Raw genomic sequence first — 19,613 nt, 5'->3', positions numbered from 1 at the left:
ATATAATTTTCGAAAAATATATAGTGAAAATTTACTTTTTATCGTTTAGCAAAGAGAATTTATATAATCAACTATTTCGATACATTTTATATCAGCTTTAATCTTTACATCATTGAGATAATCGGATTTTTTTATACAGACCGTATTTGAGGCTCCCGAAATTTGAAGTTGTCCAACAACTCCTATAATTGACTTATCATTATCATATTTTTGCACTTTTCGACCATCGTTATAATGATCTTTCAAATATGAGTTTGCATTTTCAAAGATATCTTCATTATCTTTTTTCATCAAGGGCATTAAAATATCTTCTAACTTTCCAGTATCATTATCAGCACCAGTAAATATAAAAGCGCCTAATTTTAATCCGTTATGATTATAGATTTCCTTATGTGACTTGAACGGCTGAATATTTATAATCTCATTAATTTCGGTATTTAAATTAGAAATTCTTTCAGAGATACCTTTATCATCAGAATCTAAAAAATAAATAATCCCTAAATTTGTATCTTTAGGTAAAGAACTTATTTCATCTTTCTTTGGAATAAGCATGTGGAAGTCTGATAATAACTGTTTCCTTATAGTTTTTTTTTCATCACCTCCCATCGCATAAATAAGAAGATAGTTATTATCCTTTCTAACTGTGCTACCAGGCAGAAGCACCTGTCTTACAGTCATCAAATTTAAGTCGTCAACATTACTTTTTGTCGCTTCAGTTTTAAGTAATTGAGCAATCGGGGCGGGATAGTCTTTTATCTTGGAACTATCATTACTACTAAAACCATTAAATCTTAAAATTTTCGATAAAAATTCAACATCATGAACACCTTCACAAAGTATCGCTAGTATTTGCGTTGCCATATTACCTGATATCAATATTTATACTTTCTACTAAATGCTTTAATTTATTTCCTTCTAGAAATTTAGCAACTAATTTACCATCCTCTTCCGTAATTGCATAAGCCATTAATTCATTATCAGGATAACCGTTTTCTACAAATGCATCAATGCATTCCTTACTATGAGTCGACAAAAAGACCTGAACATTAAATTTTTGTGCTAATTTTTGTATAAACTCTGTAAATTTAACCAATAAGTTTTTATGTATTGCACTATCTAATTCATCAATACAGATTACACCATTTCTACTATATCCCATTAGCAAAGCAATCTCAAATACTCTCTGCAATCCTTCCCCATATTTTGTGATATCAATAGCCACGTCGTTATTTGTAGAACTTACCATGAATCGGCTTTCGTTATCTATACTGATCATTTCAATTTTTTCAATATTTTTATCTAAATTTTCATTGATAAAAAGCATAATTTCATCAAAATATTTTTCTTGTACTGCCTTTGCGTGAGCTCTCTTCAAGAGTTGTCCATCATATCTATAAGGGCTGCTGAATGTGGCTTGACATAAAAATTGGCTTTTTTCATAATAAAATTCAGGATCTTTATTATCAAATAAATGAATTGTACTTGAGAAATTGTCTCCATTTACATTGGCATCTGTAACTATACTAGTTAGATAATGACTTTTATCTATATCTTCATTGGTTTCCTTTTTAATAATGTTTACAGAACACATAATATCGTTAAATTCTGCTTGTATATTTATGCTGTCCACAAAAATTTTGTTAAACCATTTTGTTGGAAAATCTTGATAAAATCTTCCTCTGAACCTTTCTAAATCGATAACTGATTTAAAACTATTAAGTCTTGTAAATAAGAAAAAAATCTCGAGCAGTGAGGTCTTCCCAGTATTATTTCCACCTGCAAAAATATTTACTCTACTTAAGTTACTTATTTGAATGTTATGTAATTTTCTATATTGAATTATATTAACTGAGTTAAAATGTGATTCAACTGAATTAAAATAAATAGATGCAGGAGATTCTGTTAATTCAATATTTGAATTAGTCGGTAGTAATTTATCTAGTTTATTTCTGAGTTTACTAATTATTGTATAATCGGATTGATTCATAAATTCACTAAATTGAAAAGCAGAATTAACTTCTTTTTGAATTGTTTCCAAAGCATTGCGAAGCCTTGACTCACCTACTGCATCACTGAAAACAAAACCGAAAGCAATACTTCTTGCCTCTTCCATTTGCTCGACAGCTTTAGGCTCATTTATGAATTTAGAAAGTTCTCTGATTTCATGACTTTTTGTTATAATTGGCTCTAAAGTGATTTGTTGCTCATTTCCTAATTCATCTTCTTCTATACTTTCATCTTTAGATATCCAAGAAAATAATTTTTCTTCATTCTCTAAATTTGTAGGACGCATTTCTGTATCGTTCCATTCTAACCAAGCTTTCATTTTCACATTCTTAATAACTTCTTCAAAAACCGAAAACATATTTGTTTGAAACTGGTCACCATAATCACTACGTTTATACCCTTCAATAAGTGATAGAATACGCAGACTCCTTCTCAAATTATGTTTATTAATCGCTAATGAATTACAAATTTCTTCTTCTGTTAGTTTGTGTTTGATTTTCAGATCCTGAATTAGTTGAGCTTGATTGACAGGGCTCCATTTTTTTTTACCACTAATATGATGTAATCCCATAGTTATTAGATGCTGTATGGGACTCTCTTCTGAAATCAACACTAATTCCACGCTTTTAAAATCACTCTCTGTTAACTTACCTACATCGTTTGACTTTTTGTACTGTTCATACAAATATTTTAAAGCCGCTGTTCTTCTATTTCCCTCGATTACTAAATAATTATTATCAGGCAATTCCTTAACCTGAATTGGATCTAATTTTAAAATTCCATTTGATTTAAAACTGGTAACTAAATCAGAAATGTTATCTTCATTTTTACCTATCAAAAAACTCAAAGATCTATCCTGTATTCTTTTCTCACTTATTTGATCGTCTGATACGTGAACATAATCCTTATTATCAATAAATCGATAATTATTTGGATCCAGCATTAATCTGTCTATATGCTTGCTTATATATTTATCCATTCAAGTTTTTTTTTAAATTTAACTATTTAAAGTATGTACAAACAATACAATTGCAAGAACAGTATGATTGTTTTGTTATTTTAATTATTTGTAGATCAAAGATAGCATCAAAATTATTAGGGAAAAAATTTTTAATCTAAAGTGATTATATTTGTAATAGTGATTATTTTATGAATAATATACCAACAATTACAAATCTTCTTAGTTCAAAAATTTCTTTACAAGAAAATACTTGGTCGGAAATTACATCTGAAGTATCTATAATTAATATATTGCAATATATTAAAAGCCAAAAACTTAACTTCAAGATAGAGGATTTACGAACTCAACTGCAAGCAGGAAATAAAGAGTACTATGATAACAATAAAAAAAAGTTACCAGCTGTCACTTTTAGTGGAAGATTTGAGAAAAAAAGACTATTATCAAATTTAACCCACTACATTCCATTAATTACAATTGATATTGATAAACTAGATAATGATTCAATGATAAAAATAAAATCGAATTTGTTATCAATTGATTTTGTACTTTCTTTTTGGAAATCACCTTCAAATAATGGCTTTAAAGGGATTGTTCCAATCTCGTATAATATTGATAATAGGGAAGATTTAACTATTGACTATCTTCACAAATGTGCATTTAGAAAACTGTCAGAATATTTTTTGGAAAATTTTAGTATTGAACTTGATAAAAGTGGAAGTGACATTACACGTTTATGTTTTCTTTCATCAGATAAAGAGATGGTTTTAAAAGAAAATCATTCTGCTTTTGAAATTAATAATGATGATATAATACTTCAGAAAAACAGCAAAGAATATAAGCAAATATTAAAGTTTTCTAATACTAGAGATGCATTATATAATCCTGCAAACAAAAACAAACCTTCTAATAGAAAGTTTATGTCTGATATTATTAGATTTTTGTATAAAAAAGATAAAAGCTTAACCAATGATTATAACAGTTGGTGTCAAGTTGCTATGGCAATAGCAAATACCTTCACATTTGATATTGGATTGAAATATTTCAAAAAAATAAGTATATTAGACAAAGAAAAATACAATGAAATTGTTTGCACAAATTTTCTTATAAATTGTTATGAAACGCGAAAAGGAGAAATTAATTTCGCAACAATCATATTTTTAGCAAATCAGCAGGGATTTCAAACTAAATATCAAAAAAATGGGGTTCTGAAGGCGGAAGAGTAATCTCTCGCAAGTATCACTCTTATCAACGGTAAAACCCTGCCAAAGAGTTTAAAAGGGGAAAAAATTATATCTCAGCATCTTTGTCAATACGTGTGTAAACACTTTACTCGGAACCCCATATTTTATGACATGAATCAAATTAATTTTTATTTTAGAACATCTGAAATTATTAGACAAATTTGTAAAATGCGAATCAAATTGGCTAGAAATCGATCAAAAAAGCATTCGCTACATCTTCTTACATCAAACCCTGGTTATAATTATCATAACAGAAAAAGTCAGGGTGGAAGCGAATTAATAATGTATCAAGCAAATCTTATTCAAGAACTAAATAATATTTTGCCCCCCAGAAAAAAGTGGGTTAGTCTGGGAGAAAAGTCAAGAAGAAAAAACAGCAGTAACAATGAGTTTCTAACCTCTAATGACAAAAATTTCTATTCCTTATTAAAAACTATTAAACTTTATGAAAGAAATAAATCGCAAGACTCTTGGTTTCTGAACTTAAAATCTCTAATTACTGAAATTCAAAATACGGTTTCTGAAAATAATTATAGATTATCTAAGCCGATATTATTTCCAGAATTAAAAGGCAGTTTATTGCTAAACAAAGACAACGAATGTAGACCAATTTGTTTATTTAGTTTTAAAGACAGAATTATTTTAAGCTTAACAAATAAATTTTTAACACAACTTTTTGATGATAAATTTCAAGATAGTTCATATGCTTTTAGAGTAAAGAAACGTGAAAAAAGCATTATATCTCACCATCACTGTATTGAAGATATATTAGAATATAAAAAAAATAACAACGGTAAAAAACTTTTCGTTGTTGAATGCGACATGATGAAATTTTTTGATACAATTAGCCACGAAATTGTTAAATCCAAGTTCAACGACTTAATAATATTATCTCAGAAACAATTTCCTGAAATAAATTTAAATTTTGCAAAGACTATTTTCAACGATTATTTAGATATTTATTGTTTTAATTACGATTGTCCAAAAAAAACAGATAATCATTATTGGAACTCATATAGAATACCCAATGGTTTTTTTGGATGGATAGGAAATAATGACCTAAGTAAGCATTATGATGATTTTACAAAGCACAGAATTGGTATTCCTCAAGGTGGTGCACTTTCTGGTCTGATAGCTAATATTGTTTTAAACGATACTGATATTCAGATGAAAAATTACGATATTTTCTATTCGAGATTTTGTGATGATATGATTATTATTGGAAATTCTGTAAAAGAGTGCTGTAAATCTAAAGACCAATATATGGCAACTTTAAATGAATTGAAACTATTTCCTCATCCTTTCAAAGATGATCTACAACTAATTAATTTTGATTCAGATGACAATATTTATTATAATGAATTTTGGAAAGGGAAATCGAAAGGTCCTTTTCAGTGGGGTGAAGTTGAAAATCTGAATTTTCCGTGGATAGGTTTTGTAGGTTATGAAATTAATTACAATGGTGAAATTAGAATTAGAAAAAAATCATTTAAAAAAGAACTAAAAAAGCAAAAAGTAATCGTTACAGAAATTAAAAATGCAGTGGCTGTTGGTATGAGAAAGCCAAAAGGTACAGTAACTGAGTCAGCAATCAACAGACTTATTGGAATGTCTGTTGGCAGAGTAGGAATTGAAAATTTTGAAGAGGTTTCAACGGATTTATGCTGGAAAAATGGTTTTAGATTACTCACAATCAATAAACATTCTCTAAGGCAGATTAAGCAATTTGACAGAAACAGAAGCAAAGAGTATTACAAATTATTAAAGGATGTAAAAAAGGTTGAAGATTTAAATATTGACATTCCTGAACGTGAAACTATAAAATATAATAAGCCATTTAGTTATTATTATCAAATTTTGGAAAGATCAAAAAACAAACCCAACTAATAATTTGGATATTGGCAACCTTGTATCAATCAATTGTAAAGATTGTGTTTCCAAAGTATAATTTATTTTAAATTCAAAATTCGGGAAGACTGCTTACAGATAATTTATTCAAAGATTAAATCCTGATTAAATGTATTAATTTCCTCTTTAGAATTTCTAGTAAATAATAAAGTTAAATTTTCATCTCTAAAAATTTTATCGAAGCATTTTCTTATAATTTCATCAGTATTTTTTGATACATCATAAAGTAATTTGTAATTATTTTTTACAAATTTATCTGCAATACCATCGCCATGAACAACTGATGATCTAACGTCATAAGCTAGTTGAACTTTTTTATAAATCTCGATTCTTTTGTCTTTATTATCTCCTAGAAAAAATGAAACAGTTTCTGATAACCTATGTTTTAACTCAGAATTTGAAACCGAAAATAAACTTTCTAAAACTGAGCAGTAATGTGCAATTTTAATACCTATATCTTCACTTTGTCTCGCTGACTGTAGAAAATAAAATGCACGATTAAGTCTATTTTGCTTATTTGTTAGTTTTGCATTTTTATTTATGGTAGAATTATAATCCAGATTTTCTGTGAGTACAGTAAAAGCAGAATTGCTCAAAACCATCTCTTCTAAATTAAACTCAATACTTTCCAAATTGTTTCCTAGGCAATTAGTAAGAGCAAAACTCCAAAGGTTCGTATGTAAGAATGTTCTTTTACTCTCGCCAGAATAATAAATTAAGTGCCCTAGTTCACTTCTAATAGCATTATCCTTGATTATCCAAAAACACTGACAAAGAATTTGTACGCTACTTAATATTTTTGAAAGTACTTCTTTTTCATTAAAGTCTTCCAAACTTACGTTTAGAGACTGCTTTAGTAGTATATAAGTTTTATTCTCAATCATGAAATTGATCTCATTCAAACCAATTAACTTTCTTACATTTTCATCGTCAATAATGTCTTGGATTAATGTGAGATCATTACTTAAAGTTGCAATCTCATTAAGTGGGAAAATTGTTTTTTGAGATAATCTTAGATTGTGAATGCCTACTATAATTGTCGCTTCTATCATCTGGGAGGTGTATAATTTCTGTTAACTTTTAATTGTATGCACTGCTTCTATATGATTTGGAAAATTTAGTAAATGTATTTCTGCCATTATTTCAAATCATTAAGAATATCAGATCTAAATATTTCCTCATAATAATTACATTTTAATGGTAATATATATTAACTGATATTAGCTTTAAATAAATAACTTTTTCTATCTGACAAGGATAATTAAAAAAAATATTTTAGTTATTAACAAATTGCGGGACAACATAAATTACAATAAAACCAAAGAACTGTTAATAATCTTTTTAGTTTTTCAAAATGCTAATAAATTTTACTAAACTATTTATCAAGATGTAATTATTTAGTTCCAATAAATTTTCTATAAAAGCAAAATCCGAACTTTAGCGCGGTAATATTTACTCTTCAATTTTATATTTCGTAATATCAAGATCGAAATTATATAATTCTTTAGGGTGTACATTTAGTGCAATAGCAAACTTCGAAATTGTCTTTAAAGTTAAGTTAATTTTGCCTGACTCATATTTGCTAATGTCTGCGCTATCAATTCCCGTTATTAATCCTAAGGTTTCTTGAGTCAAAGCCTTTTCCTTTCTAATTACTTTAATTCTTTTTCCGATACCAATTGTTAGATCATTCAAAATGTCCATTACTTCTTTATTTATAGCAAAATGCAATAAATTTGAAAAAATTCTATTGGGATATATCCCAAGTATTAAATATTTTGCTATATTTGCAATACAGGTTACAAGAGTGTAACTTTGCGATAGTTCAAAGAAATATAGAAGCTATTGCTTAGATTCTCGCATTAGAAAACTGGTAATTTTATGTGTACGAGAAGATAAGTAAATTGCCCACGACTTCGGCGTGGGCTCACTTATCGTACACGGGTATACCAGTGCCTCTAATGCTATAAGTTGAGTTCCACGCCGTTTATTTTGCGTAAAACTAAATAAATAGGATACGATTAATCGGTAGAATTCCTCTTTAGATATAAGCAGTTCCTTCCAGCAATGATTACTAAACACACTGCTTATGAAAAGAACAAATACTTCGCCCCGAAAGTTAACCGATTTTCAGCTTTACAAACTGTTTAAAGAAGGCAATCCCATTGCTCTCAATCATATTCATTTGCGCTACAAAAGGCTTCTTTTCTGGCTTGGAAAACAAAAGCTTGATGATGATTTCGTTGTAGAAACTCTTGTTCAGGATGTTTTTCTCAAACTATGGGTTAATCGTGATTCAATTGAGACCCCTAATCATATTCTTGGTTTCTTACGGTTTGTTATGAAAAGAGATTGTATCTCCTATTTCAACGCTCCGAAGAATAAATTCACTCGCTTGATGGCTTCCCTTGAAAGTTTTGAAAACTATCAGGATTATCTCGCAGGTTACGATCCATTAATTGATAAAGAAATTCTTCTCAATCAGGAATCTGATCAAAAAGATTTTGATGAAGTTAAAAACATTTTAAATGTACTGGATTCCAAAAGAAAACACCTTATTGAACTTTGTCTTGAATATGGCTTTCAATACAAACCCATAGCAGAAGCTATGGGAAGCAGTGTGACGAGCATCAGCAATGAGGTGAGCAGAGCCATAGACGATCTTAAGAAAATTCTCAACAGAACTTCTTTTGAACCGCCACAGAAAAAAGCATTCAACAATGAAGAGCAGTTAAATATCCTTAGCAGTCAACAGCTAGAGATCATGAAAAGAAGATGCGAACAGAAATCTTCATTTGCGGTTATTGCCAAAGAACTCAAATTACCTGAGAAGGAAGTACATCGGGAATTTCTGTATGCCTATCAATATCTACAAAATCAAAACATTTCTGAAATAACTCTTTGATAATGGAAAAATCGACAATTACACTTACCCGAAAAATTCAGTTGCTAATCGATGTTCCTGTAGACGAAAAAAAAGAAATGTGGGAAAAACTCTACCGCTATCAAAACCGCTGTTTCCGTGCTGCTAATTTCATTGTTTCCCATTTGTATGTACAAGAAATGATCAAGGATTTCTTTTATCTCACAGAAGAAGTCCAATACAAGCTGGCTGATGCAAACAAAGATGAAATGGGAATGTTTACACGCTCCAAAACAAACACAACTGCCCGCATGGTATTTAACCGTTTCAAAGGAGAGATTCCGACTGATATTCTGGGAAGTCTGAACAATACGATTCAATCCACCTTTTCTAAAAACAAAGCAGACTATTGGCAGGGAACAAAATCGCTGAGAAACTTTAAGAGAGATATTCCAATTCCGCTTCCTGTAAAATGCATCAGTAAAATGAGATATGATTCAGAACAAAAAGGGTTTTGCTTCAATATGTTTGCTATTCCGGTTAAAACGTATTTAGGAAAAGACTTTTCCGATAAACGTCTGATAATGGAAAGTCTCTTAAAAGATGAGATAAAGCTCTGCAACTCACAGATCCAACTGAAAGACCGGAAAATCTTTTGGCTTGCCGTATTTGAATTTGAAAAGGATGAGCACGTTTTAAAACCCGAAATCATTGCAGAAGCTTCGTTATCTCTGGAACATCCTATAGTTGTAAAAGCCAACAATGTGCGAATCAATATTGGCTCGAAAGAAGAGTTTTTATACCGCAGGCTTGCGATACAGGCAAGTCAGAAAAGGATTCAAGCTGGTGTCGAATATGCCCACTCAGGAAATGGAGCCAAACGCAAACAAAAGGCATTGTATAAAACAGAAAATTTGGAAAGTCGGTATGTAAGTCATCGGCTTCATTTGTATAGCAGGAAGCTGATCGATTTCTGCATCCGACAGCAGGCAGGTACATTGATTCTTAAAAATCAGGAAGACAAAATCGGGATTGCAAAAGATCAGGAATTTGTGCTTCGCAACTGGAGTTACTATGAATTGCAGACCAAAATAAAATATAAAGCTGAAAAAGCCGGTATTGAATTGATCATCGGATAGCTAAAAAAATGAGGGTGCTTGTACACCCGCAGGGTGAGGTCATGAACACTCACTAAATACTAGATAGTATATACAACGGCGTGGGTTCTTTTTTACTTAGGGAACTAGATGCCAGGAAATCAGGTTAGACTATGGAGTACAGATAATAACTGTTGATTAAATTTACCTATTAAATTACAAGAATATTACGGACTGTTAAACAGCAATAATTTTTTAAATTGTCTTTACTTGACACATATTTATATTGTATTATTAAACAATAAATATTAAAATCTAATAATTTTCCTCTTGCAACAAAGCCATCTTCTTTGAGATTTTTAATCACTTTTTAAAATTTTAAGAATTGCCGAAAGCAGGATTTAGTGCAAAGTTCAATCGAACAACTGCCCTTAAAATTATCAATGAAAAGCATTTTACCAAACGGCTGTTACTTGAAGGTCTATCATCCTTGTTTGCCTAATACATTTTCAATTGTTGTAACCAATGCATCAATAGTACTGATCTTGTTAATGTTTAATGAAGTCAATTTTAAAGATGCTGCTTTTTTAGCGACCTTATATTTAATTTCACCTTCAAGTTTGTCGCTCCATATTTTCCCATTAAGTCTGAATAATTCCCTGACGCGATCCGACCATTGCTTATTGTTTGTTTTGAACGCAGGAATATTTAAGTCAACTGCATATTCGTCAATAATTAATTGTCTGTAAGAATTCAAATCAATTAAATCTTCAAGTTCACTATTTTGCATTCCTCTGCAAAAAGACAAAACATATTCATTCGTCTTTAGAATCCCTTTATTTTCTGCGTCTGATACTCCTTTTCGTCCTGCTTCATCATTGTCTAGGTAAGCAATTACATTACAAAGATTATTTTTATAAAGAGATGTCTTATATCCAATGTTTGTAGCACCACCTAGGTGGTCTATGATTAAGGTCGCATTGGCAAAAGCAGATTTAATTTTTGAAGACTTCTCTTCAAGCCATGGTTTCAATAAAACAATATCTTCTTCCCCTTCTACTAATAATACCAAATAAGCACTTGCTAAATTGTCCGACATTGTAATTCCAAGTGACTGCCGAATTTCATTCACATTATTTGCTGGAATAGCCCTACCGTTTTCAACTATGACATTATGTTTTACTTGAAGTCTTTCTATGATAATTGGAGAATGAGTTGTAACAATTACTTGATTAGTTTTTGAAATCTCTAGAAGCACTTTTTTTAAACTGTGAATTGCTTTTGGATGTAAGTGGCTTTCAGGCTCTTCAAGAAGTAAGACTAAACCTTTATTTAATGAACCTTGCTTACTAAAATGTTGCAAAAGAGAAATTGCAGTCAAACTTATAACACCATCTCCTTTAAATTGTAAATCTGTTTCAATACCATCGTCTACAAAAACCCTGCAAGATGAACTAATTAATCTCCCTACATTTTCACGATTTTTTATTGAAATATTTTTTACATCAGGAATAAATCCAGAAATAGATTCCTTTAAACTTTTAGCAATTTTTTTTAATAATGGTTGTTGTAATTTTGTAATGACTTTAACCACTTCCTTGAATTCAGGATTGTCTTCAAGTGTTGACAGTTCTCTTTCCAATAAATTTTCAACAATGTTTATAGCAAGATCTGAGGTTCTAATGGCTGGAATATATTGTAAAAGAAGCTTTTCATTGACAAATTCAGATATTTCAAGTCTTTTTTTATTTAGGGATTCTTTACCCCTGCCTTTCATCACAAAGTCAAATTTAACATCACTTTTACCGATTGAAATTTTTGCCTTTAAGACACTATTTAGGTTGACTTTTATTTTCGCCTTAAACTCTTCAAGTTCTGCTTCTGTTAATTCAAATTCACAAGTGAACTCCGAACGTCCTTCTAACTCTATTGTTTGAAGATTTATTGGATAGTCTCTTTCCCAATCATAATCGAATCTTTCAATTCCTCTATTTGAATAAGACATGAAACCAGGTCTTCTGAATCTTTGCTGTTTGCTTCCCGTCAATAATGTCAAAGCAAGTCCAAGCCCTTTCAAAATATTACTTTTCCCTTCATTATTTGGACCGACTATAACTGTATAATCTGCTAAAGGTAGTTTATAAGCTGTCGATATAGACCTGTAATTTTTAGCACTAAATCCTATTAGTTTCATTATGTCTTGTTTTGTTTATCTCGCTACACTTATGAGTAACTTCCAAATTTACACATTGCATCAATCTGATTTCTACCACTTCTGTACAGCTATTTCTGCTGCTAATATAAAGTTTATTTTGATTGCTAAGTACTTACAAATATATTTTATTCTAAGTTTTCTTTGGATTTTATTAATATTACAATCTTTTTCTCTTCCTTTTCTTATCAATTGAAATCTCCTCAGCCTTATAATTTGTACTGTCATTACCGAACTGCAACAGAGAGAAAAGCTGATTTGTCATCTCATTATCTTTAAAGATCTCATTGAAGGCTGAAAATGGAACCGTATTTTCTTGTGAAATTTTTTGTGCTATTTTTTCCATTTCTGATATCAACTTTTGCCTATCTGTTCTATCTAGGTGTGGATTTCTAAATCTTGAAAATTTGATTTCCCTCTCAACAATATTAATAACAGAATCTAGATATTTTTTCTTTTCAGAAGCAAAAACGGTCGTGTTGGACAATAGAACAGCGTTTTTGTTTTTAAATAGATGTACTTGCTTTTGTAAATCAACAACCTTTGTATTGAGCTCAGTAATTTGTTTTGATTTGGATTCCAATTCGGTTTTATTTTTTAGAATTGTGCTTTTATAAGTTCGAATTGCTTTATCATAATTCTCGATGGTTTTATCAGTCTTAATTTTTTTAAAACCTAAAAAATCATTTTCCTTGACAACCAGCTCCTCCGATTTCTTCGAACCCATTTCAGACTTCATCAAATCATATCTTTCTTCCAAAACTTTGAGATCTTCTTCTTTTTGCTGAATCTTAAACTCAATGGCTTCTAATCTTCCTCTGGAACCAGAAATCCCTCTTTCCATATTGAGGCATTCCGCTGTCAGATCCTGCATTTTTGAATAATGAAAGGATTGGTGTTTAAGTGTTTTTCCTGTTTTCAGATCCTGCCAGTCAGCTACCAAATGAGCGTGGTAATTTGGCTTCCACTCTTTCGTGTCCTTATCGGTATGTCCTTCATCTTTGTGTATGGCGATCTGAAAAACACGGATATTCAATTCTTCTTCCAGTCTCTTTGCTAAGTTTTGAAGTTCCAGCATCGTTGTATCTTCTTTTATAACAACTACAGCTTCCCGAACAGGCATTGCATTCTTCTGTAATTTCCTCCCGGACTTTTCTTTGCAATACGCTTCAATCTTTTGGATCCTATCAGCTATTTTCTGTTCCATCCAATATTCATTTTTTGGCGTCAGATCTTTACGGATGTAATCAAAAGTTTTCTTCCTGAAATTATGGGTTTCAGAATCGGACTTAACAACTTTGAAATTAATAGAGGTCTTCATTGCTTTTACATCTTTAAAGTTTTACACTTTTATTGTTTTATGCTTTTAAATTTTTGCTGAAGATTGCTGTAGTTATATTACGCAGCATTACTTTTTACCTGTGTTTATTTTACACACCTTAGATAAAAAGTAGCCCTGGTGTTTTTTACACAGGTTCAAGAAGCTAACCTGATATTATTTTACCCAGATCAAAAGCCTCGCAGAGCGTATTAGAAACTTTGTTGGGAGGCACGACCTTCAAAGTTGCGAATGCGCTCCTAACTTCTGCAGGTAGTTGATAAAAAATACAGCACGCCTTATCAACGTTTCCTTTTAAAACCATTTGAATTTTTGATTTTCGGCTCCTGATCTCTTACTTGTTGTTTATCCTGTTCTGGAAGTTTATCAGATTGTTTTCCTGCCTTATTGGATACATTATTTTTCATTCTGTATATCAAAAATTCGTTGAGATCTTTATGGTTAGAATATATTACGGAATGATCTTTTGCTTCCGGAAAAGATCTTATGATCTCAGACTTACATTTAATTCCTGCATTATCATTGTCCAGAAAAAGATTAATATCAGAATAGTTTTTCAAATGTTGTATGGATTTATTTAAAAGAGCAATGGAATTCATCACAAGAATATCCACCTTAAATGCTCTCTGCATTTCGATAAAAGACAAGGCATCCATAAAACCTTCAAAAACTGCTACACCTTTAATATTTTCATCTTGAACATTTGATTTATCCTGACCATTGCTGCTGAGATTTATTATTGAAACATCCTTTTTCAATAATGAACCCTTGTAAAAAGCATTACGCAATTCGAAACCGCCAGATAAGTTCTCAAAACCAATGGCGTAGAGTTTCTTACTTCCGATGGTAAATCGTACTTCTTTTATATGATCATAGACTTTTGGACTTAATCCACGTCCTTGCAAATACCTTTTCAGATTTGGATTTTGGAGATTTAGTATTTCATCGATTCTGTAATTTGGTTCTGACTTTTTAATCTGTTGTTGCTGATGAAAAGAAGAAAAATTTTGTTTTTGCGCCCAGTCCAGAACTTCATTGACCGAAGTGTTCAGATATTTTTTCATAAAGTCGGTATTCGTTCCACCGATTCCTTCTGAAAATAAGTACCAATTGTTTAGACTTTTATTGATTTTAAAAGAGGCTTGGGATTCGTTGGCAAAGGGATTGAGATACCAAGCTTCTTTTTCATTATGTTTCGCTGGAAGGTGTCCGAGAGAAAGGAGAACTTCTTCCAACGGGATTGTATTAAATTGTTTGCAATTCATAGCTGTAAATTTTGCGTGTTTTGAGTGAGATGTTTTTTGTTGAATTGTTGAGAAAACCTTGTAACTTATTGATTTAATAATATTTAACCCATCAACAAAAGCTCAACAATTCAACATACTGGAGGTTTTATCCTCAACAAACATTCAACAAAAACCAAAGTTTAAAAGTTTGTTGAGGATTTTGTTGAGCGTTAATTATTTGATTTTGTTTTCATTGTCAACTAATTCAACATTTCAACACGTTTATTAAGAATAAAATCTTTTTTTATGGTGAAATAGCGACCAACTGAATTGTTTTGGTAAAATATTCCTGCAAAATCAAGGTCGTATCTGATGTAAGTCAAACCATTATTTTGTGGATTCAATTTCCAAATTTCCTTTAAAAGATTTCGGATATCATTTCTTGTCCAGTAAGTTGGGCGAAACATCCTATTCATCATATTCAGCAAATCTTGCGGAACGACATTAATTTCTTCATCACTGTTGCTTTCAAAAAACTCATAAAGCAATTCAATGATCTTAGATTCTAGCTTATTGTTGTTCTTAAAAACTAATTTTTGAAGTGCTTTTGTTCTGATCTCATCGGCGGAAAACCACATTCTTGTTTTCTTCTCCGTTGAAAATGGTCTTTCAATTAAAAACCGAAGAAAGTAAGGGATTTCGGAAATGAGGTTATTCAAAAACTCAGTATTTTCCGTTTTAATCGGATTGATTTTCAGAATCCAAAATCGAATTTCATTTTCATCGATTTGAATAAAATTCTCTTCGTTATTGGAACACAGAATAAACTTGGCGAAAAAATCGATTTCTTCTCTGTCTTTTCCTTTGGCTTCCAACTTATCTTTATTGGTCGTAGACAGATATTTGAGTCTTTCTGTAATTTCTTTTTTATCAAAGAAAACTTCATCGATTGCCACCAACAACATTGCTGCCCAATCGCTGTTGAATTGACTTCCAAATGAATCTCCTTTGATGTAAGTCATATTCAATCCGAAAATCTCTCTCAGCCACTTGATAAAAGTTGATTTCCCGGTTGCTCTTTCTTTGGACACCAAACATAAAATAGGTAAAATTTGTGTTGGAAATTGCAGGAGAATTTTCAAATAATCCAAACCCATTTCCAGTTGTTCACCGAAAATATGTTTCACAAAATTTAATGAAAATGAAATATTATTTTTTAAATTTTCCTTCTTTGATGATGGCGAAAATGGAATTTCATTGTAAATATTATAGAAACCTTGAACGATTTGTTGATAATTTAGATGTTCCGGAATACAACAGAAACCATCAAATTTTGGCACTGTTGAAACATACGTTTTTCCGTGATCGCTCACGATTGTTTCACGATTCCAGCGAACCAAAACTGAAGTTTTATCGCCAGAAATTAATGGCTTTTCTATCACCTTATAGTAGGTGGTTCCAACTCTGATGTAGGGAATTTTTTGGCTCATCTTTGTAGATTTTGGTTAGAATCCACATTTGCCTTTTTTGAATTTTTTCTAAAATTGGCTTCCGCTTCAGATTGGATTTCTTGTAGGGTTTTCTTCTTTCCTTTCGAGATCCAATCCAATAATTCGTCTTCAAAAAAGTACAGTTTCTTGCCATTTTTATAACAAGGAATCAATCTTTTCCGCACAAGAGTATAAACAGTAGGTTTAGCCTTACCTATAATTAGGCAAGCTTCTGCAATATCAATCGGAATTCTTTTTACGGGAATTATCGGAGGTTCTTTCCTTTCTACCAGAAATTTAATTTCGGCTATTTCGCTAACCAGATGTGCAACTGCTCTTGGCAGATTTTCAAATGAAATGTCATTGCTATCCATAACTATTGTTTTTGATTGTTATGGTGCAAAGAAAAAAAGTGATTCCTCTGTGATCGCTATAAACACGCAATCACAGAGGAATCACTAAACTTACACTTCATTTTGTGATTTTTTATGTTTTTTGGTAGTCTGTCAAGTCTTCTTGAATTTTGATATTACCTTTTTGAGGTTCATCTTTCAAATGTGACTTGATACTATCTAAATCAATATCATCTAGCGAAACAAACACAGTTTTTAATAATTTTGAAATTTCTTCCTGTTTTATTGGTCTAAAATAATTCCAAATATTCCAACCGAAATGATAAAGGTCTAGATTAGTTAGTCCGTTGGTATGGACAGAAATACCATTAGGAATCCCTTCTTTTTTTGAGTATAAACTTACGGCATTACAAAGTGCATTAAGATCTTCATCTGTTACATACAATGCAAATTGATTCCCAGTATAATCCAGAGCGATTTGTAGTTTTACAGTTTCATTCTTATGCTTTTGCTGGAGTTGAGTTTTTCTTATAGATTCCAGATTTACGGATTCTGTAGTTTGATTCACACTGTTTTCCTCCGAATTTTCAACTAAATAGATTGGTGTATTTTCATCAATTATTTGCTTTTGCTTCTCTCCTACATTCTCAAGATTTTCAGATGGAATAAAATCTTCATTAGAATTTTCAGAACTGCCTTTTTTAGGGAAAACCTTTCTGAATAAGACAATTATACCATCGAGAAATAAAATAATAAGTGCATAAAATAATATACTTAATGCTGTGATTGACCAAAATACAATATTTGCGGTATATTCGTCACCACCTTTTCCAAGAAAAGAAATTCTTGCTAGCGCTCCCCCTATCACACATACTAATAGAACGGAAAGGTAGATGACAATATATTCGAAAAATTTCAAGTGCATTTTATAAGTTTTTTAGATGAATAGCAGTTGAAGCTTTATTTTTCTTTTCATCAACAACTTTTGCGTAAACCTGCGTAGTTTTTACGTTCGTATGACCAAGCATTTTACTCACTGTGTAAATATCAGTTCCACTCGAAAGTTGAAGCGTTGCAAAAGTGTGTCTAAAATTATGAAAAGTTATTTTTTTAGTAATTCCAGCACTTTCAATCCACTTCTTGAGTGGTCGGGAAATCCAAGCTGGATTAGTCAAATTTTTAAATATCAAATCATCTGGAAGACCTACTTCACCACAAAGTTGTAATGCTTGTTTAGACATCGGCATATATTCTACACCTTTTGTCTTTTTTTGTGTAAAATTTATTTTTGCCTGATCGTTTTCAATACTTATTTCTTTCCACGTTAATTTCTGAATATCGGAATGTCGTAGACCTGTTAAGGCTGAAAAAAGTGCTGCTCGTTTAAGAACTTCAAGTTCGCACGGCGTTTCAACTAAAGTATTAAGTTCATCAAGTGTTAAATATTCTCGTCTTGATTCCTCGTGCGGAATAGCTTTTATTTTAGCAGAAATATCAGTCGTAAAATATCCATCAATAAAAGCTTGTTTTAATGCAGCTTTGAAAACAGAAAAATAAGTTGAAGCTGTATTTTGAGAAATAATCTCTTGCTTATTGCTGCCACTTTTTGCAGTCAACAAATATGATTTAAAGTTTTCACAGAATTTTGTATTGATCTGAGAAAACATAATTTTTTCACCTCCAAAATCTTTTAGAAATTCTATCGAACGATACCAATTTATTTGAATAGATTCGGAATTGTTTCTATGTCGCTTACTAACCAGCAGATCAAAATATCTCACAAAATTCTTCTGCGATTTTTCTTTTTGTTCTACTTGAATTTTGTCAAGTTCGCTGTAAAGTTCAATATTGTCATATTCTCTCTGACGTAATTTACGCATAGAATCTGCATAGAACATTGTTTCCCGATCATTTTCGCTTTTGCAAACGATGATACCATTGTCATCTCTTTTAGGTTTAAATGAAACGGATTCTTGGGTTGTTCTTGCAGGTCTTTTCTTATCAAAATCTACGGTTGTGACGCTTCGGTTCAAATATTCCCGGATTCTTTGAACTTTATCTTTACCAGGAATCATCACAGGATAACTTTCCAAATAAATAAACCATTCTTTTCGGAATTCGGATTTTCGCAATCGTACGGTAACTTTGGTTTTTAATAACTCTTTCATTTTCCGTCAAAAATTTTATCAATTAAATTTTTAGGAACATACACGAAACTTCCAACTTTCTTTGTCGGAATTTTGTTTCTTTTAATCAGGTTTGTTACAGTTCCTGGATCAGCGTGGAACTTTGAACTAATTTCGGAAATTGTATAACAATTACCAACTTCAAAATTGGGTTTCTCAATTATTATTTCCTTTTTTTCCGGTATTTCAACTGCTGAAAATAAATCTTCCAAATCTGATCGCTTAACACGAGTTAATCTTACTCCAAAATTAACTCCCTTTATTATTCCACGTTTTATTAATCTGTGAATGGTATCTCTCGATATTCCAAACATTACAGTTGCTTCAGCAACGGATAAAAATTCACGAGATTGAACTTCTGCAATTTTATTCACATACTTTTTCAATAGTGTTTCTTTTTCCACTCGTTCTTTTTCCTGCTTTTTGCGCTCTTTTCCCGATTTATTAGCGCAGGAAACAGTACAAAAACGAGTCGTAACTGTCTTTGCTTCAAATGGTTTTGAACACTGCTCGCATACCCTTGGTATTTTTAATTTACTAAATCCCATTCTGAAATAACATCCTGAACATTCTCTGTTTTTTGGCTTCTAAAATAAAATAAGACGCATAAGACGCACATTACATCCAAATAACGCGCGGTACAAATGAGATACAAAATTACAACAAAAATCGATTAAAATGAACTATTACTAAAAAATGCAAAAACAAAAAAAATCGCTGTAAACATTAC

Annotated in this window: 16 protein-coding genes; 4 read left to right on the top strand and 12 right to left on the bottom strand. The window is 31.1% G+C overall.

The features are described from left to right. Positions 1-45: 45 nt before the first annotated feature. Together BUA72_RS04075 and BUA72_RS04070 are read right to left on the bottom strand one after the other, a co-directional pair. A complete protein-coding gene (locus BUA72_RS04075) occupies positions 46-861 on the bottom strand; it encodes a DUF3226 domain-containing protein (protein ID WP_072921895.1) in 816 nt (271 codons plus the stop codon). A gap of 1 nt (position 862) precedes the next feature. After that, positions 863-2,986, bottom strand: coding sequence for an AAA family ATPase (locus BUA72_RS04070; protein WP_072921894.1), 2,124 nt, complete (start codon positions 2,984-2,986; stop codon positions 863-865). 170 nt (positions 2,987-3,156) lie between these two features. Between BUA72_RS04070 and BUA72_RS04065 the strand changes: the two genes are divergently transcribed. Both BUA72_RS04065 and BUA72_RS04060 read left to right on the top strand, forming a co-directional pair. Then, positions 3,157-4,191 (top strand): BT4734/BF3469 family protein, encoded by a 1,035-nt coding sequence (locus tag BUA72_RS04065; RefSeq protein ID WP_072921893.1) that lies wholly within the window; start codon positions 3,157-3,159, stop codon positions 4,189-4,191. A gap of 129 nt (positions 4,192-4,320) precedes the next feature. Continuing rightward, positions 4,321-6,096: a reverse transcriptase domain-containing protein gene (locus tag BUA72_RS04060; RefSeq protein WP_083544113.1), complete on the top strand. Its 1,776-nt coding sequence runs from the start codon at positions 4,321-4,323 to the stop codon at positions 6,094-6,096. 104 nt (positions 6,097-6,200) lie between these two features. Here the strand turns inward: BUA72_RS04060 and BUA72_RS04055 are convergent, their stop codons facing one another. Beyond that, positions 6,201-7,169: a HEPN domain-containing protein gene (locus BUA72_RS04055; RefSeq protein ID WP_072921891.1), complete on the bottom strand. Its 969-nt coding sequence runs from the start codon at positions 7,167-7,169 to the stop codon at positions 6,201-6,203. A 400-nt stretch (positions 7,170-7,569) separates the two neighbouring features. Further along, positions 7,570-7,821, bottom strand: a complete 252-nt coding sequence (locus BUA72_RS04050; protein ID WP_072921890.1) for a helix-turn-helix domain-containing protein — start codon at positions 7,819-7,821, stop codon at positions 7,570-7,572. A gap of 385 nt (positions 7,822-8,206) precedes the next feature. Here BUA72_RS04050 and BUA72_RS04045 point away from each other — a divergent pair, with 385 nt between their 5' ends. Together BUA72_RS04045 and BUA72_RS04040 are read left to right on the top strand one after the other, a co-directional pair. Beyond that, positions 8,207-9,022 carry an RNA polymerase sigma factor gene (locus BUA72_RS04045; protein WP_072921889.1) on the top strand — a complete coding sequence of 272 codons (816 nt, stop codon included), beginning with the start codon at positions 8,207-8,209 and terminating at the stop codon, positions 9,020-9,022. A 2-nt stretch (positions 9,023-9,024) separates the two neighbouring features. Next, positions 9,025-10,119: a hypothetical protein gene (locus tag BUA72_RS04040; RefSeq protein WP_072921888.1), complete on the top strand. Its 1,095-nt coding sequence runs from the start codon at positions 9,025-9,027 to the stop codon at positions 10,117-10,119. A 442-nt stretch (positions 10,120-10,561) separates the two neighbouring features. Here BUA72_RS04040 and BUA72_RS04035 read toward each other — a convergent pair whose 3' ends face one another. From BUA72_RS04035 to BUA72_RS04000, 8 genes are all read right to left on the bottom strand, one after another. Beyond that, positions 10,562-12,271 carry an AAA family ATPase gene (locus BUA72_RS04035; protein ID WP_072921887.1) on the bottom strand — a complete coding sequence of 570 codons (1,710 nt, stop codon included), beginning with the start codon at positions 12,269-12,271 and terminating at the stop codon, positions 10,562-10,564. Positions 12,272-12,449: 178 nt separating this feature from the next. After that, positions 12,450-13,496 (bottom strand): hypothetical protein, encoded by a 1,047-nt coding sequence (locus BUA72_RS04030; protein WP_139259499.1) that lies wholly within the window; start codon positions 13,494-13,496, stop codon positions 12,450-12,452. 413 nt (positions 13,497-13,909) lie between these two features. Beyond that, a complete protein-coding gene (locus BUA72_RS04025) occupies positions 13,910-14,893 on the bottom strand; it encodes a toprim domain-containing protein (protein WP_072921885.1) in 984 nt (327 codons plus the stop codon). 221 nt (positions 14,894-15,114) lie between these two features. Continuing rightward, on the bottom strand, positions 15,115-16,344 hold the full coding sequence (locus BUA72_RS04020; RefSeq protein WP_072921884.1) for a primase-helicase family protein: 1,230 nt from the start codon (positions 16,342-16,344) through the stop codon (positions 15,115-15,117). Beyond that, positions 16,341-16,718, bottom strand: a complete 378-nt coding sequence (locus BUA72_RS04015; RefSeq protein WP_072921883.1) for a helix-turn-helix domain-containing protein — start codon at positions 16,716-16,718, stop codon at positions 16,341-16,343. Before BUA72_RS04015 ends, BUA72_RS04020 begins: the two co-directional genes overlap by 4 nt. 112 nt (positions 16,719-16,830) lie before the next feature. Continuing rightward, entirely contained in the window at positions 16,831-17,622 is a 792-nt protein-coding gene (locus BUA72_RS04010; protein WP_072921882.1) for a DUF2214 family protein, read from the bottom strand. Position 17,623: 1 nt separating this feature from the next. Beyond that, positions 17,624-18,865 (bottom strand): site-specific integrase, encoded by a 1,242-nt coding sequence (locus tag BUA72_RS04005; RefSeq protein ID WP_072921881.1) that lies wholly within the window; start codon positions 18,863-18,865, stop codon positions 17,624-17,626. Beyond that, complete coding sequence (locus BUA72_RS04000) at positions 18,862-19,287, bottom strand: helix-turn-helix domain-containing protein (protein ID WP_228407832.1); 426 nt, start codon at positions 19,285-19,287, stop codon at positions 18,862-18,864. Before BUA72_RS04000 ends, BUA72_RS04005 begins: the two co-directional genes overlap by 4 nt. Between the last annotated feature and the right edge of the window lie 326 nt (positions 19,288-19,613).

The sequence above is a fragment of the Chryseobacterium sp. OV279 genome (genome assembly GCF_900128945.1).
Taxonomy (GTDB): domain Bacteria; phylum Bacteroidota; class Bacteroidia; order Flavobacteriales; family Weeksellaceae; genus Chryseobacterium.
Note: the sequence above shows the minus strand (reverse complement) of the source record. Positions and strands in the feature narration are given on the sequence as shown.

Bases quoted from the DNA above. Each gene is read 5' to 3' on its own strand.
- BUA72_RS04055 (WP_072921891.1), bottom strand. From the start codon at position 7,169: ATGATAGAAGCGACAATTATAGTAGGCATTCACAATCTAAGATTATCT.
- BUA72_RS04005 (WP_072921881.1), bottom strand. From the start codon at position 18,865: ATGAAAGAGTTATTAAAAACCAAAGTTACCGTACGATTGCGAAAATCC.
- BUA72_RS04060 (WP_083544113.1), top strand. From the start codon at position 4,321: ATGAATCAAATTAATTTTTATTTTAGAACATCTGAAATTATTAGACAA.
- BUA72_RS04050 (WP_072921890.1), bottom strand. From the start codon at position 7,821: ATGGACATTTTGAATGATCTAACAATTGGTATCGGAAAAAGAATTAAA.
- BUA72_RS04065 (WP_072921893.1), top strand. From the start codon at position 3,157: ATGAATAATATACCAACAATTACAAATCTTCTTAGTTCAAAAATTTCT.
- BUA72_RS04025 (WP_072921885.1), bottom strand. From the start codon at position 14,893: ATGAATTGCAAACAATTTAATACAATCCCGTTGGAAGAAGTTCTCCTT.
- BUA72_RS04075 (WP_072921895.1), bottom strand. From the start codon at position 861: ATGGCAACGCAAATACTAGCGATACTTTGTGAAGGTGTTCATGATGTT.
- BUA72_RS04030 (WP_139259499.1), bottom strand. From the start codon at position 13,496: ATGGAACAGAAAATAGCTGATAGGATCCAAAAGATTGAAGCGTATTGC.
- BUA72_RS04010 (WP_072921882.1), bottom strand. From the start codon at position 17,622: ATGCACTTGAAATTTTTCGAATATATTGTCATCTACCTTTCCGTTCTA.
- BUA72_RS04040 (WP_072921888.1), top strand. From the start codon at position 9,025: ATGGAAAAATCGACAATTACACTTACCCGAAAAATTCAGTTGCTAATC.
- BUA72_RS04020 (WP_072921884.1), bottom strand. From the start codon at position 16,344: ATGAGCCAAAAAATTCCCTACATCAGAGTTGGAACCACCTACTATAAG.
- BUA72_RS04070 (WP_072921894.1), bottom strand. From the start codon at position 2,986: ATGGATAAATATATAAGCAAGCATATAGACAGATTAATGCTGGATCCA.
- BUA72_RS04035 (WP_072921887.1), bottom strand. From the start codon at position 12,271: ATGAAACTAATAGGATTTAGTGCTAAAAATTACAGGTCTATATCGACA.
- BUA72_RS04045 (WP_072921889.1), top strand. From the start codon at position 8,207: ATGAAAAGAACAAATACTTCGCCCCGAAAGTTAACCGATTTTCAGCTT.
- BUA72_RS04015 (WP_072921883.1), bottom strand. From the start codon at position 16,718: ATGGATAGCAATGACATTTCATTTGAAAATCTGCCAAGAGCAGTTGCA.